Origin of the sequence: Mesorhizobium sp. WSM4312 (assembly GCF_002294875.1) — a bacterium.
Lineage (GTDB): Bacteria > Pseudomonadota > Alphaproteobacteria > Rhizobiales > Rhizobiaceae > Mesorhizobium.
In genome coordinates this window covers 365,744-379,765 of the sequence record NZ_NSFU01000002.1, presented here as the reverse complement: position 1 = coordinate 379,765, position 14,022 = coordinate 365,744, and the positions used below count along the sequence as shown (strand labels likewise).

Here is a 14,022-nt window from a genome sequence, read left to right as displayed (position 1 = left end):
TCACGCCGGGCCGGAGATCGATTTCAGCAATGGTCACTTGCCGCCGCGGCGGCGCAGACCGTCGAAATAGACGATGACGATGATCAGCACGCCAGTGATGATGCGCTGCCAGAAGGCGTTGACGTTGAGCAGGTTGGCGCCGTTGTTGATGGTGGCGAGAATGAAGGCGCCGAGCAGCGGGCCATGCACCGAGCCGACCGCACCGAACAGCGAGGTGCCGCCGATGACCGAGGACGCGATCGCCTGCAGTTCCCAGCCCTCGGCCTGGGTCGGGTTGCCGATGCCGATGCGCGAGGCCAGGAGCACGCCGACAAAAGCCGCGCACAGGCCCGACAGCGTGTAGGCCATGTAGATGGTGCGCTGGACATTGACGCCGGAGAGGCGCGAGGCCTCGGCATTCGAGCCGACCGAGAAGAGGTAGCGGCCCCAGCGGCTGTGATGCAGGAAAATGTAGGCCGGAATGCCGACCAGGATAACCATCCAGAACAGATTGGGCACGCCGAGGAAGGAGTTGCGCGAGAATTCCTGGAAGGCGTCATTGTTGATGGAGATCGAGTTGCCGTTGGTCATCAGAAGGCCGATGCCGCGCAGCGAGGTCAGCGTCGCCAGCGTGATGATGAAGGGCGGCAGGCCCATCTTGACGATGCCGAAGCCGTGGAACAGGCCGATGGCAACGCCGACCAGCAGCGTGATCGCGATGGCGAGGAAGACCGGTATGCCGGCGTTGATCAGCATCGCGGCAATGACGGTGGCAAAGCCGACCACAGCGCCGACGGACAGATCGATGCCGCCGGTGATGATGACGAAGGTCTGGCCGACCGCCAGGATGGCGATCATCGAACCCTGACGCAAAAGGTTCGAGATGTTGTTGGCCGAGGCGAAGCTCGATGTCGACAGCGACAGGATGACCCAGAGCAGCACCAGCAGCGCCAGCAGCGTCAGCCCGAACAGGGCGTTGTAATTGCGCTTGGATTTTTCGGCAGGGATCGCCTCGGTGCTCATATCTTTCCTCCCAGCTTTTCTTGTTTCTCGGCGAGCGCCTGTGTGAGAATTTCCTCGTGATCGGCGGTGCGGAATCCGTGTGTCGCCACCAGCTTGCCGCGGCGGAACACATGCAGCGTGTCGGCCAGCTCATAGACTTCCGGCAGGTAGGACGAGATCAGGATGATGCCGGCGCCCTTCGACAAGAGCGCGCCGAACAGGCGGTAGATTTCGGCCTTGGTGCCGACATCGACGCCGACTGTCGGCTCGTCGAAAATGAACAGCTTGGCGCCATGCGCCAGCCATTTGCCGATGACGATCTTCTGCTGGTTGCCGCCCGACAGGCTGGAGGCCAGCGCATGGCGTGTCGGCGTCTTGATGCGGAGATCGGCGATCTGGCGGTCGGCCTGGGCCTTCTCCTGCGCGCCGGAGATCAACAGGTTTTTGGAGATGCGCTTGTAGATCGGCAGGTTGAGATTGAGGCCAACCGGCAAATTGAGGCAAAGGCCCTGGTCGCGGCGGCTTTCCGGCGCCAGCGCCATGCCGAGCCTGATCGCATCGTGCTCCGAATTGACCTGAACCGGCTTGCCTTCCCACAGGATCTGGCCGGCCGATTTGCGATGGCGGCCGTAGAGCGTGGTGACGAATTCGCTGCGCCCGGCGCCGATCAGCCCGTAGAGCCCGACGATCTCGCCGGCGCGGACGGTCATCGAGACATTTTCGAAGCCCTTGCCCGACAGGTTCCTGGTCTCCACGATCGCGGCACCCGGCGTGAAGTGCTCCTTGTGATAGACCTGCTCGATCGAGCGGTTGATCATCAGCTTGACCAGTTCGGCATCGTTGGTCTCGGCGATGTTTCTGGTGCCGACCAGCGTGCCGTCACGCAGCACGGAGACGCGATCGGCGAGCTCGAAGACCTCCTCCATGCGGTGGCTGATGTAGATGATGGTCACGCCCTCGGACTTCAGCCGACGGATCAGCGTGAAGAGCTGGTCGGCCTCCTTGCGGGTCAGGTAGGCGGTCGGCTCATCGAAGATCAGGAATTTGGTGCCGCGCACGGTGGCGCGGGCGGCGGCGATCAGCTGCTGCTGGCCGATGGTGAGGTCGCCGAGCATGACATGCGCCGGCAGGTCGAAGCCGAGATCGTCGATGATCTTCTGCGCTTCCTTGACCATGACGCGCTGCTGCAGGATGCCGAAGCGCGAATTCTCCTCGCCGAGGAACATGTTGGCGGCGACCGTCAAATGACGGCAGAGCACGACTTCCTGGTGCACGGCGTTGATGCCGAGCGCCATCGCCTCATGCGGGGTCGCCAGCGCCGCCGGATTGCCCTCCCAGATGACCTCGCCGGAGGTGCGCGGCATGACGCCGGTGAGAAGCTTGATCAGAGTGGATTTGCCGGCACCGTTCTCGCCGACGATGGCGTGGATTTCGCCCGACTTGAAGGCCAGCGTCACCGGCTTCAGCGCATGGGTGCCGGGATATTTCTTTTCGAGGCCGCGCAGTTCGAGGATCGTCCTGCCAGGCTCCAGCACAGGGGCGGGGTGCAGGTCTTGAGCCGTCGATGTCATGACAATCCTCCCTGATTGGCCTCACGATCTGGGCCTGCGGCGGGCTTCGAAATGCCTGCCAGGGCAACCTAGCCCAGGTTGCCCTATTTCCAAACGACGTCGCTGTCGTTTCCGGGGCACGAGGCCCCGGAAACAGTGCGTCTCAACCGAGGCTTAGTTGAGCTTCGGATTGAGCAGCGCGTCGATCTTGGGATCCTTCATGTTGGCCTTGGTGACAAGGTTGGCGCCAGTGTCGACATTGGCCTCGACCTTCTCGCCCTTCGAAGCGGCGAGCGCGGTCTTGATGCCGTCATAGCCCATCCGGTAGGGATCCTGGACGACGAGGCCGGAAATGACGCCGTCATTCAGGAACTTGATCAGCTTCTCGTCGCTGTCGAAGCCGATCAGGCCGACCTTGCCGGCAAGCTTGTTCTCGGCGATCGCCTGGCCGACGCCCTGCGCCATGATCAGGTTGGAGGCGAAGATGCCCTTCAGGTCCGGATTGGCGGTGATCAGGTCGGTCGCGATGTTGAGGCCGGTGGTGGCCTGGCCGTCGGCATATTTGTCGGCGATCAGTTCGAGGCCGGGATACTTGGCCTTGAGCTGTTCCTTGAAGCCCTGGGCGCGCTGCTCGAGCGAGCCGGCGCCAGGCAGTGCGGTGATCAGGGCAACCTTGCCTTCGACCTTGCCGCCATTGGCCGCGCCGATAGCTGCCGCAAGACCGTCCGCGGCGACGCGGCCGCCCTGGACGTTGTCGGTGGTCAGGAACGAGGTGAAGGCCTTGGAGTCGGCGCCGGAGTCGATGCCGATGACCTTGACCTTGGCCGCTGCCTCGTCGATCGGCTTGCCGAGCGCCTTGGCTTCGGTCGGCGCGATGACGACGGCGGCCGGGTTGCCGGCGACGGCGTTCTCGAGGATGGAGATCTGGCCGTTGACGTCGGTTTCAGCCTGGGCGCCGAGTTCCGGCACGTTGACGCCGAGATCCTTGCCGGCCTTGCGGGCGCCGGCGAGCACGATCTGCCAGTAGAAGGACGTGGTGTCCTTGACGATGATTGGAATGGTCACATCCGCCGCCGAAACTGGCGCCGAGTGCATGACGCCGGCGAGCATCGACGCTGCTGCCAGGGCCATGACGGCGCGGCGGTTGAGAATGCTGGTCACGAATTTCATAGGATACCTCCCTAAGTCGCCCGGTGAACGTTACGGAAGCTCCGTTCGGATAGGCGTGGCCCAAACAGAACTTTATCAATAAAAAACATTTACGCTGTTTTGATAGTGCATCGATCTGGACGATGCAAGCGGTGTTTCGCACCTGATTCCCATGTCAGGCACGGACACAATCACGCGCCCCTCCTCCCTGGACGCAGCCGAACGCTCCCGTTTCGTGAATACATGGAATATTAATTCCATCTGTTAGTCAATATGGAACATTCATTCTTTCCGCGGAGTCGCGCATTTGTGAAGCCGAGCCTCGCCTGTCAACGCTGGCGGACGCCGGCTTCACGCCAGGCCCTGCACCACCGTGTAGGGACGATATTTGGCGTATTCCGTCTCCGCCACGTTGATGTCGAGCAGTTCGAGGTTACGTGTCAGGTTTGCCAGTTTGGCGGTACCGGTCAGCACGGTGGCGACCACCGGCTCGTGCAGGGGAAACTGGAAGGCGGCGGCGGCCAGCGGGTAACCGCCTTCGCCGGCGATCTTCTCCATGGCGTCGACCCGATCGAGCATATCGCGGCTGGCGGGCTGGTAGTCGAAATGCGCGCCTTGCACCGGCCCGGTCGCCAATATGCCGGAGTTGAAGACGCCGCCGATCACCAGCGACGTCTGTTGCGCCCGGCACAGCGGCAGCAGTTCGGCTTCGGCGCTGCGGTCGAGCAAGGAATAGCGGCTGGCGAGCAGGATGCAGTCAAGCGGCGCCCGGCGCATCACGTCAAGGCAGATCTGGACTTCGTTGACGCCGAGACCATAGGCGGAAATCGTGCCGGCCCGCTTCAACTCCTCGAGTGCCTTGAGCCCGCCATCCATGAGCTGGCGAAAGTGCAGCTTGGTCTTCTCGACCCCATGCGTGTAGGCGCCGATGTCGTGCACATACAGGATATCGATTTTGTTCAGCCCAAGCCGCGCATAGCTGAAGTCGACCGACCGCATGATGCCGTCATAGGAATAGTCGTAGTCGAGCGCGAAGGGCAGCGGATCGACATAGGAGTGGTCGGGCACCTGGTCTTCTGGCACCGGCCGGAACAGGCGGCCGACCTTGGTGGACAGCACGTAGGAATCGCGCGGCTTGTAGCGCAGGAAGTCGCCGAAGCGGCGTTCCGACAGGCCGAACCCATAGAAGGGCGCGGTGTCGAAATAGCGCAGGCCCGCCTCCCAGGCGCCTTGCAGCGTCTCCATCGCCGCCTCGCGTGAACAGGCGCGGTAAAGGCCGCCGATCGCGGCGCCGCCGAAGCTGACTTCGGTGACTTCGAGCGCCGTGCTGCCGATGCGGCGTTTTTCCATGCAAACCCTCCCCGTTGCCGGCCGCTGTCCCGCCCGGCAGTTCTACCACATATGCGTTGAATTCAGAGCGTCGCGCCGAGATGCCAGGGCACGAACTCGTTGTCGCCATAGCCGAAATCCTCGCTCTTGGTCTTGCGGCCGGAAGCCGTCTCGACGATGAGTTCGAAGATCTCGCGGCCCATGCCGGCGATGGTCTTTTCGCCCGAGGCGATGACGCCGCAATTGACGTCCATGTCCTCTTCCATCTGGTGATACATGGTCGAGTTGGTGGCGACCTTGATCGACGGTGTCGGCCGGCAGCCGAAGCAGGAGCCTCGGCCGGTGGTGAAGACAATGACGTTGGCGCCGCCGGCGACCTGGCCGGTGGCCGAGACCGGGTCGTAGCCGGGCGTGTCCATGAACACCAGTCCGCTGCCGGTGACTTTCTCGGCATAGCCGAACACGCCATTGAGCGGCGTCTGGCCGCCCTTGGCGACCGCGCCGAGCGACTTTTCCAGGATGGTGGTGAGGCCGCCGCGCTTGTTGCCGGGCGAGGGGTTGTTGTCGATCGAGGCGCCATGCTTGGCGACGTGATCTTCCCACCACTTCACGAAACCGTCGAGCTTCTGCGCGATCTCCGGCGTTGCCGCGCGATAGGCGAGCAGATGCTCGGCGCCGTAGATTTCCGTGGTCTCGGAGAGGATGCCGATGCCGCCGACGCCGGCCAGGATATCGACGGCGGCACCCAGCGCCGGATTGGCGGTGATGCCCGACATGCCGTCCGAGCCGCCGCATTGCAGACCGACGACGATCTCGCTGACCGGAATTGGCTCGCGCTTCAACTGACCGACTTCCTCGGCGATCTCGGCCAGCACGGCCATCGCCTTCTCCACCGATTTGCGCGACCCGCCGGCGTCCTGGATGTTGAAATGGCGTTTTCCCGCGGCAACACCCTTCTGGCCATAGAGGGTGAGCTGGTTGACCTCGCATCCCAGGCCGACCATCAGCACGCCGCCGAAATTCGGGTGGCGGGCATAGCCGGCAAGCGTGCGGTGCAGCACCATCATGCCGTCGCCAGTGCCGCTCATGCCGCAGCCCTGACCGTGGACGATCGGCACGAAACCGTCGATGCCGGGATATTTCGGCAGCAAGGTCCGGTTGGCGGTGTCGGCGATGGAATGGCAGACCGTGGCCGAGCAATTGACGCTGGCGATGATGCCGATGAAGTTGCGCGTGCCGGCGCGGCCATCGGCGCGGCGATACCCCATGAAGGTGCGGGCGCGGTCGGCCGCTGTCGCATGCTCGGCCTCACTCGGCGGCACCACCGGCAGGCGGCCGGCCTCGAACACCAGATTGTGCGAATGGACATGCTCGCCCGGTGCGATGTCCTGCGTGGCGCGGCCGATCGCCTGGGCGTATTTGACCACGGCTTCACCGGCAGCAATCGGCTTGATCGCCACCTTGTGGCCGGGCTCGATGACGGCGGTGGCAAGCGCGCCGCCCGGCAGAGCCGTGCCGATCTCGATGCGGCCATTGGCAACGGCGACATTGTCGGCGGGGGACAGAAGAATGGTGTTCGAGACGTTCACGGGCGGTTTCCTGGGTGATCCTGGGATGCGCGGATTGACACGCGCTTGTTAAGAGCTAATGTCTTTTATCGTGAAAAAACAGTTTTGCGTCAATTGTTTTTTCACGGGCGTTCCGCACGCCTCTGGCTGGCGGCGGCGCTGCAAACAATGGACCGTGCCCCGGCGAAAGCAATTCCTGCTTTTCAGGGTCGTGGGAACGTCATATTGCGCTTCAAGCCGGCCGCCGCAAGCGCCGGCATGAATGGGTCAGGGGATGTCCAAGAGCAACAACGTCTACAAGGACGCCTATAACAGGTGCCTCAGGCTGCTCGACGAAACGCGCAGCCTGCCGTCGGAACCGGAACTGGGCACGCTGCTGGGCGTCAGCCGCACGACCGTGCGCAGCATCCTGGCGCGCATGGAGGAGACCGGGCTGATCGCCTGGAACAAGCGTGCCAAGACAGTGCTGCGCGATCCGCGACCCGACGATTTTTTCCCCGAGGAAGAGACAGACACACTGGCCGAAATCATCGAGCGGTCGTTCATGCGGCGCCTGCTCGCCGGCGGCGCCGAGGCCGGCATGCAGATCAACGAGCTTGAACTGGCGCGCGAGATCGGCGTCGGCACCACCAGCGTGCGCGAGTTCCTGATCCGCTTCTCGCGCTTCGGCCTGATCGAGAAGCGCCGCAACAGCCATTGGGTGCTGAAGGGCTTTACGCGGGCTTTCGCGCTCGAACTGACCGAGATCCGCGAGATGTTCGAACTGCGCTCGGCGGCTGCCTTCGCCGCCCTGCCGCAGGACAGCCCGGTTTGGGCCGATCTCGACCGCCTGGAGGACGAACATCGTCTGCTGGCACGAGAGATCGCCACGCGCTTCAACGCGTTTTCCGAGCTGGACGAGCGCTTCCACCGGCTGATCCACCGGGCCTCGCACAACCGTTTCATCGTCGATTTCTACGACGTCATCGCCATGATCTTCCATTACCACTACCAGTGGAACAAGGCGCAGGAGCGCGAGCGTAACGAAGTCGCGGTCGGCGAGCACCTTGCCTATATCGAGGCGCTCAAATCGCGCGACCTCGGCAAGGTCGACGCCGCCTGCCGCAAGCACCTGAAGTCGGCGCGCCAGACGCTGTTGACCTCCATCCCCTTGCAGAAATCCTGATCGCGCCGCGTTGCCGCAGCATCGAATTGGCGATTTTCGACCTGCCGCTGCCATGATAGGTATCCCTCCAGGAGTTGCTTGAAGAGGCAGATGGCTTGAACCGCCGGGGGAGACGCTGGAGCATGCCGACCGCGCTTGTCGCGGCCTGCCTGCTGCTGCTTCAGTCGGCGCTCGGCGCGTTCGCCTTCGTAACCGGGCCGAATGCCGCGCAGCTCGACGCCTTCGGCAATGTCATCTGTACCCACGACGGTGCCACCCAGCTTCCCGGCGGTGACCAGCACCCGTCGCATCTGCCGGCCTGCTGCGCGCTTGGCTGCAGCATGTTTTCATCCGCCTTTGCGCCGCCGCCCGACGCCGGGCTGGCCCTGGCCAGCCTTGCATTCGAAGCGGTCGCCTTCGTTTTTCCGGTGAGCATCCACCTCGACTTCGCGCGCGAACGCTCGCCGTCGAATCCGCGCGCGCCGCCACTGGTGGCCTGAGCTTGCTCGCCCGGCGGAACCTTTCGCGGGCGCACCCATCCAAAGATCAAACGGCTCGCGACCGGCAACGGCGCGATAATCACTTCATGGAGCAATCATGTCCCATTCTTCCCCCATAGCGGCAGGCACTCTGTTCAGCCGCATTCTGTCCCACGTCCAGGAGCGTCTCGGCACTGCCGTGGTGGCCTTGGCAATCATGCTCGCCGGCGCCCAATCCGTCCTGGCGCATGAGTTCAAGGTCGGCGATATCGAGATCGGCCATCCCTGGTCACGCGCCACGCCGATGGGCGCCAAGGTGGCCGGCGGCTATTTCACCATTACAAACAACGGCAGCGCACCGGACCGGCTGCTGTCGATTTCGTCCGACATCTCGGACAAGGCCGAACTGCATGAGATGGGTGTCAAGGACGGCGTCATGACCATGCGGCCCGTTGTCGGCGGCCTGGAGATTCCACCCGGCGGCAAGGTCGTTTTGGGTCCCGGCAGCTATCATGTGATGTTCATGGATTTGAAGCAGCCACCCAAGCAAGGCGAGATGTTCGCCGCCACGCTGACCTTCGAAAAGGCCGGGACGGTGACGATCAAATTCGCCGTGCAGGCCATTGGCAGCGCGGCGCCCCAAGAAGACAACGACTGAACCGGCCGTCGTACCGATCAGAATTCTAGAGGGACCATCATGAACAAGTATCTTTTGGCGGCCGGGGCGATTCTGGCTTTGGGGACAAATGCCGCCTCCGCGCATATCACACTCGAAACCCAGGAAGCGGCGGTCGGCTCGACTTACAAGGCGGCGCTGCGGGTGCCGCATGGTTGCGACGGCAAGGCGACGACCGCCGTGCGCGTGCAGATCCCGGAAGGGGTGATCGCGGTGAAGCCGATGCCGAAACCCGGCTGGACGCTGCAGACCAAGAAGGGCAAATATGAAAAGTCCTATCAGCTCTATAGCCAAGCGGTGACCGACGGCGTCAAGGAAGTCGACTGGAGCGGCGGCAATTTGCCGGATGAATTCTATGACGAGTTCATCTTCCGCGCCACGCTGACGGCGGATCTGCCCGTCGGCCAGAAGCTCTATTTCCCAGTGGTGCAGGAATGCGGCGATGCCGTCGACCGCTGGATCGAGATCCCGGCGGCAGGGCAGGATGAAGACGCGCTGGAGACCCCGGCGCCCGGCATCAAGCTCACATCGAAGAAATAGTTTGTCCCCTGGCGCGCTCTGCTTGCCGGAGCGCGCCGCAGCCTCGTGGCCTGGCATGACCGCAACATCTTCCCGGGTGGTCGATACCAATAGCAAGCGCGTCGGCCGGATTGCCGGCGGACTGCTGGGCTTGCTCATGGCGGTTATCTTCGTAGCCTCGACCAGCCAGGCCTTTGCCCATGCCGCGCTGATCAAGACCGACCCGGCCGACGGCGCCGTGCTGGCGCAGGCTCCGGCACAGTTCTCACTGACCTTCAGCGAACCGGTTTCGCCCTTAGTGCTGACATTGGTGAAACCCGACGGCACGCCGGTTGGGCTGACATCCTTCCGCCTCACCGACCAGACGCTCGAGATCGACAATCCGCAAGCGCTCAAATCCGGCACGCATGTGCTGAGCTGGCGCGTCATTTCCGCCGACGGCCATCCGGTCGGCGGCTCGCTGCTGTTTTCGATCGGCGCACCAAGCGAACCACCCGCCGTGTCCGAAGCGGTCGACTGGCCGTCGCGGTCGGCGATCTGGATCGGCAAGATCTTTCTCTACATCGGTCTTTTCCTCGGTGTCGGCGGCGCCTTCGCCCTTGCCTGGCTGGCGGGCAACGGACGCGCCGGCCAGCGTTTTGTCGCGGCCGCGATCCTGTGCGGCCTGATGGCGGCACCCCTGTCGCTCGGCTTTCAGGGGCTCGATGCACTCGGAGCACCGCTCTCCCATCTGGCGCAGCCGGTGATCTGGCGGACCGGGCTCGGCACCTCCTTCGGCTGGACGGTGCTGGCCGCCCTGACCGCGCTGGGGCTCGGTTTGCTTTCGTTGGCCGGACCGCGTGTACTCGCCAGGCCATTGGCGCTCGCCGGCCTCCTTGGCGTCGGCGTCGCGCTTGCCGCCAGCGGCCACGCCAGCGCGGCCGAGCCGCAATGGCTGACGCGGCCGATGGTGTTCGTACACGGTATCGGCATTGCCTTCTGGGGCGGCGCGCTGGTGCCGCTCGCTCTCGCGCTGAAGCGCCAGACGCCGGGCGCCGTCGCGTTCCTGCGCCGGTTCTCCTGCGCGATCCTGCCTGTGGTCGCCGTGCTTGCCGCGGCCGGCATCGTGCTTGCCGTCATTCAGGTGCAGACGCCCTCGGCGCTGGCCGGCACCGCCTATGGCCGGCTGCTGCTGGTCAAGTTGGCGCTGCTGGTCTTTCTGTTCACGCTGGCCGCGGTCAATCGCTGGAAACTCACCGCTTCCGCCGAGGCGGGCGCTACGGAGGTGCAGCGCAGGCTCACCCGTTCGATCGGCGTCGAAATGCTAATCGTGCTGGCGATCTTCGGCGTTGCCGCGGGCTGGCGCTTCACGCCGCCCCCACGGGCGCTGGCGATCGCGGCGGCGCAGCCGGTCTCGCTCCACATCCACGCGCTGGAGGCGATGGCAGATCTCAGTATCACGCCAGGCCATGCCGGGCCTGTCGCGGCCTCGATGATCATCATGACCGGCGATTTCGGGCCGCTTGACGCCAAGGAGGTGACGCTGGTGCTGTCGAAGCCCGATTCCGGCATCGAGCCGCTGAAGCGCGCGGCGACGAAGCCCGGCGACGGCAGCTGGCGTGTCGACAACCTCGTCATTCCGGTTCCCGGGCGCTGGACTGTGCGCATCGACATCCTGGTCTCGGATTTCAAGATGGTGAAGATCGAAGCGCCTGTGGACGTCCGGCCGTAGCCGACAGATGTGATTGTTGTCGAACGGCCTGCATTGTGCAACCGCAACACAATTCGGCGAGGCGGTTGACGCGGCCCGAAAGGCCCGTCAATCATCCCGGGAAGAACGGGCATCCGGCAAAATCGCGGGCTCCAACCAACAAGATCCGAAAGCAGGGAAGAAACGATGGAAAAAGCCGAAATCGGCCTGATCGGCCTTGGTACGATGGGCTCCAACCTGGCGCTGAACATCGCCGAGCACGGGCACAGCATTGCCGTCTTCAACCGCACCCGGGCACGCACCGACGCCTTCGTCGAGAATGCCGGCGCGCTGAAGAACATGGTTGTGCCCTGCTACAGCCTGGAAGAACTTGCCGCCGCGATCCGGCCGCCGCGCCCGATCATCATCATGGTGCTGGCCGGCAAGCCGGTCGATGAACAGATCGAAGCCTTGCGCGGCGTGCTGTCCAACAATGACATCGTCATCGATGCCGGCAACGCCAATTTCCGCGATACGATGCGGCGCTTCTCCGAACTGTCCGGCTCGGGCCTGACCTTCATCGGCATGGGCGTGTCCGGCGGCGAGGAGGGCGCGCGCCATGGCCCGTCGATCATGGTCGGCGGCACGGAGGATTCGTGGAAGCGGGTCGAAAAAGTGCTGACCGCCATCTCCGCCAAGTTCAAGGACGAACCCTGTGCCGCCTGGCTCGGCACCGATGGCGCCGGCCACTTCGTCAAGACGATCCACAACGGTATCGAATATGCCGACATGCAGATGATCGCCGAAATCTACGGCATTCTGCGCGATGGCCTGGGCATGGGCCCGAAGGATATCGGCGCGGTGTTCTCCAACTGGAACAAGGGCCGGCTGAACTCCTACCTGATCGAGATCACCGCCAAGGTGCTCGCCGCCGACGATCCCAAGACCGGCAAGCCGGTGGTCGACGTCATCCTCGACCGCGCCGGCCAGAAGGGCACCGGCAAATGGTCGGTCATCGAGGCGCAGCAACTCGGCATTCCGGCGACCGCGATCGAGGCGGCCGTGGCGGCCCGTGTGCTGTCGTCGATCAAGGACGAGCGGCTGGCGGCCGAGAAAGCCTATGGCAACATCGGGGTATCGAAGATTTCCGGCGACAAGGATGCGCTGCTGAAAGATCTCGAACTGGCGCTGTTCGCCGGCAAGATCGCGGCTTATGCGCAGGGTTTCGCGGTGATGAGCGGCGCCTCGAAGGAGTTCAACTGGAACCTGCCGATGCCAACCATCGCCAGGATCTGGCGCGCCGGCTGCATCATCCGCTCGCAGATGCTGGATACGATGGCCGAGGCCTTCAGCAGCGGCGGCGCTTCGACCAATCTCTTGATGGCGCCCGCTTTCATCAGCTTGATGCAGGAAGCGCACCCGTCGCTGCGGCGTATCGTGGCGAGGGCTTCCGAGGCCGGTGCGCCGGTGCCGGCGCTGTCTTCCGCACTTGCCTATTTCGACAGCTATCGCCAGGGCCGCGGCACCTCGAACCTGATCCAGGCGCAGCGTGACTTCTTCGGCGCGCATGGCTTCGAACGCATCGGCGAGCAGGGTGCCTTCCACGGTCCGTGGGGCAGTGGCGCTGCCGGTTAGTCCGGGGAGCGATTGTAGGCCAGGACCTCGCCCGGCACGCTGAGACTTTGCAGGGAGCCGGGTGCCGCGCCGCCGATCCAGCCGAGCACTGAGCGGGCGAGTTCGGAGCCCGCCAGCCGGAAGTTCTCGTTGACGATCAGCAGTTCGGGCCGGAACAGATGCAAAAGGTCCGATGACTGCTTGGAGACGATGTCGACGTCGCGGCCAAGCTTGAGGCCGGCATCCTCGATGCCGGCGACGAGCGCAAGGGTGGCGGCGGCGGCGCTGCTGACAAAGCCGTCCGGCCTGATGTCGCGGCGCATCAACTGCGCGGTCCTCGTCCTGATCTGTTCGATCGAATGGTCGATCGATACGGTGCTGAACGGGATCTCGCTGGCGCCAACCTCGCTCAGCGCATCGGCAAAGCCGTTTACCGTATGGCCGTAATAGGTCAGTCCGACGGGTGGCGTCAGCAAAGCAAGCTTGCGGCGTCCCATGCTCGCAAGGCGCCGTACGGCTTCGACCGCGAAGGCGTGATTGTCGAAATCATGATAGGGGTGGACCAGCCCCATCTCGGTGCGGCCATGCGTGGCAAACGGAATGCCGCGCTCCAGCATGTAGCGGGCCCGGGGATCGTTCGGCTGCGTGCGTGAAATGATGACGCCGTCGGCCGAGCCGGTCTCGACCAGGTAGCGTATCGGGTCGAGCGGATCCTGCGAGCGCGAATAGGGCGTGACGATCAGATGGTAGGGCGTGTCGGCAATGACTTCCGAGACGCCGTAGATGATGTCGGAGACGAAACTCATGATCTCCTGCTCGGTGTTGAGCACGAGGCTGATGACATTGGTCTTGCCGGTTCTGAGCCTGACGCCGGCGCGGTTCGGGCGGTAGCCGATCTGCTTGGCGACGAGCTGGACGCGGCGCCTGGTTTCGGCGCCGATCTCAGGGGCATCCTTCAAGGCGCGCGACACGGTGGTGACGCCCAGCCCGGTCATGAAGGCAAGCGTCTTCAGCGTTGGCCGCTCCTGCGCCGACGCTTCCTCGTTCTTTTCCGTATTCCGTCTGTCCATTCGTCCCGCCCATCAGGCGCATAGCAGCCGCAGGCCGGGTCGGCAATCGCCGTGATTGGCGGCGTGGCATGATTTCAAGCCCGGCAATCCGTCAATATACTGAAACGTTACAGATTGCCAATTGCACCGCGCTGGCGGGCGAATTCGCAGGACGACATGCAGTCGCGAATTCCCTTGAGAATCCAGAGCGAAACGCCGTCTTGGCGACGCTCTTTGCCGGCTTTCACGAACCTTTTCTTATTTTGCACTGCAATTGCTCATATTGCGGCGCACA

The 14,022-nt window shown here is 63.9% G+C and carries 12 protein-coding genes; 6 read left to right on the top strand and 6 right to left on the bottom strand.

Annotation, left to right across the window (positions count from 1 at the left end; genetic code table 11):
- Window positions 1-33: 33 nt before the first annotated feature.
- The 5 genes from CK228_RS05110 to CK228_RS05090 all read right to left on the bottom strand — a co-directional run bounded on the left by CK228_RS05110 (window position 34) and on the right by CK228_RS05090 (window position 6,598).
- Complete coding sequence (locus CK228_RS05110) at window positions 34-1,002, bottom strand: ABC transporter permease (RefSeq protein WP_095772428.1); 969 nt, start codon at window positions 1,000-1,002, stop codon at window positions 34-36.
- Window positions 999-2,552 carry a sugar ABC transporter ATP-binding protein gene (locus tag CK228_RS05105; protein WP_095772429.1) on the bottom strand — a complete coding sequence of 518 codons (1,554 nt, stop codon included), beginning with the start codon at window positions 2,550-2,552 and terminating at the stop codon, window positions 999-1,001. The genes CK228_RS05110 and CK228_RS05105 overlap by 4 nt, the downstream gene beginning before the upstream one ends.
- 153 nt (window positions 2,553-2,705) lie before the next feature.
- Window positions 2,706-3,701: an ABC transporter substrate-binding protein gene (locus CK228_RS05100; RefSeq protein WP_095199574.1), complete on the bottom strand. Its 996-nt coding sequence runs from the start codon at window positions 3,699-3,701 to the stop codon at window positions 2,706-2,708.
- Between the two features lie 330 nt (window positions 3,702-4,031).
- The gene (locus CK228_RS05095) at window positions 4,032-5,030 is read right to left on the bottom strand and encodes an aldo/keto reductase (protein WP_095787102.1); all 999 of its coding nucleotides are present in this window, start codon (window positions 5,028-5,030) and stop codon (window positions 4,032-4,034) included.
- A gap of 62 nt (window positions 5,031-5,092) precedes the next feature.
- Window positions 5,093-6,598: an altronate dehydratase family protein gene (locus CK228_RS05090; protein WP_095772432.1), complete on the bottom strand. Its 1,506-nt coding sequence runs from the start codon at window positions 6,596-6,598 to the stop codon at window positions 5,093-5,095.
- 253 nt (window positions 6,599-6,851) lie between these two features.
- On the opposite strand from CK228_RS05090, the gene CK228_RS05085 reads away from it, so the two are divergent.
- From CK228_RS05085 to gndA, 6 genes are all read left to right on the top strand, one after another.
- Entirely contained in the window at window positions 6,852-7,742 is an 891-nt protein-coding gene (locus CK228_RS05085) for a GntR family transcriptional regulator (RefSeq protein ID WP_095787101.1), read from the top strand.
- Between the two features lie 122 nt (window positions 7,743-7,864).
- Window positions 7,865-8,221: a DUF2946 family protein gene (locus CK228_RS05080; RefSeq protein WP_095787100.1), complete on the top strand. Its 357-nt coding sequence runs from the start codon at window positions 7,865-7,867 to the stop codon at window positions 8,219-8,221.
- Between the two features lie 97 nt (window positions 8,222-8,318).
- Window positions 8,319-8,858 (top strand): copper chaperone PCu(A)C, encoded by a 540-nt coding sequence (locus CK228_RS05075; RefSeq protein WP_095772435.1) that lies wholly within the window; start codon window positions 8,319-8,321, stop codon window positions 8,856-8,858.
- A 39-nt stretch (window positions 8,859-8,897) separates the two neighbouring features.
- Window positions 8,898-9,416 carry a YcnI family protein gene (locus tag CK228_RS05070; protein ID WP_095787099.1) on the top strand — a complete coding sequence of 173 codons (519 nt, stop codon included), beginning with the start codon at window positions 8,898-8,900 and terminating at the stop codon, window positions 9,414-9,416.
- A 55-nt stretch (window positions 9,417-9,471) separates the two neighbouring features.
- The gene (locus CK228_RS05065) at window positions 9,472-11,106 is read left to right on the top strand and encodes a copper resistance CopC/CopD family protein (protein WP_095787098.1); all 1,635 of its coding nucleotides are present in this window, start codon (window positions 9,472-9,474) and stop codon (window positions 11,104-11,106) included.
- A gap of 165 nt (window positions 11,107-11,271) precedes the next feature.
- Window positions 11,272-12,699 carry an NADP-dependent phosphogluconate dehydrogenase gene (gndA, locus tag CK228_RS05060; protein ID WP_095787097.1) on the top strand — a complete coding sequence of 476 codons (1,428 nt, stop codon included), beginning with the start codon at window positions 11,272-11,274 and terminating at the stop codon, window positions 12,697-12,699.
- Here the strand turns inward: gndA and CK228_RS05055 are convergent.
- Complete coding sequence (locus CK228_RS05055; protein ID WP_095787096.1) at window positions 12,696-13,748, bottom strand: LacI family DNA-binding transcriptional regulator; 1,053 nt, start codon at window positions 13,746-13,748, stop codon at window positions 12,696-12,698. The genes gndA and CK228_RS05055 overlap by 4 nt on opposite strands.
- Between the last annotated feature and the right edge of the window lie 274 nt (window positions 13,749-14,022).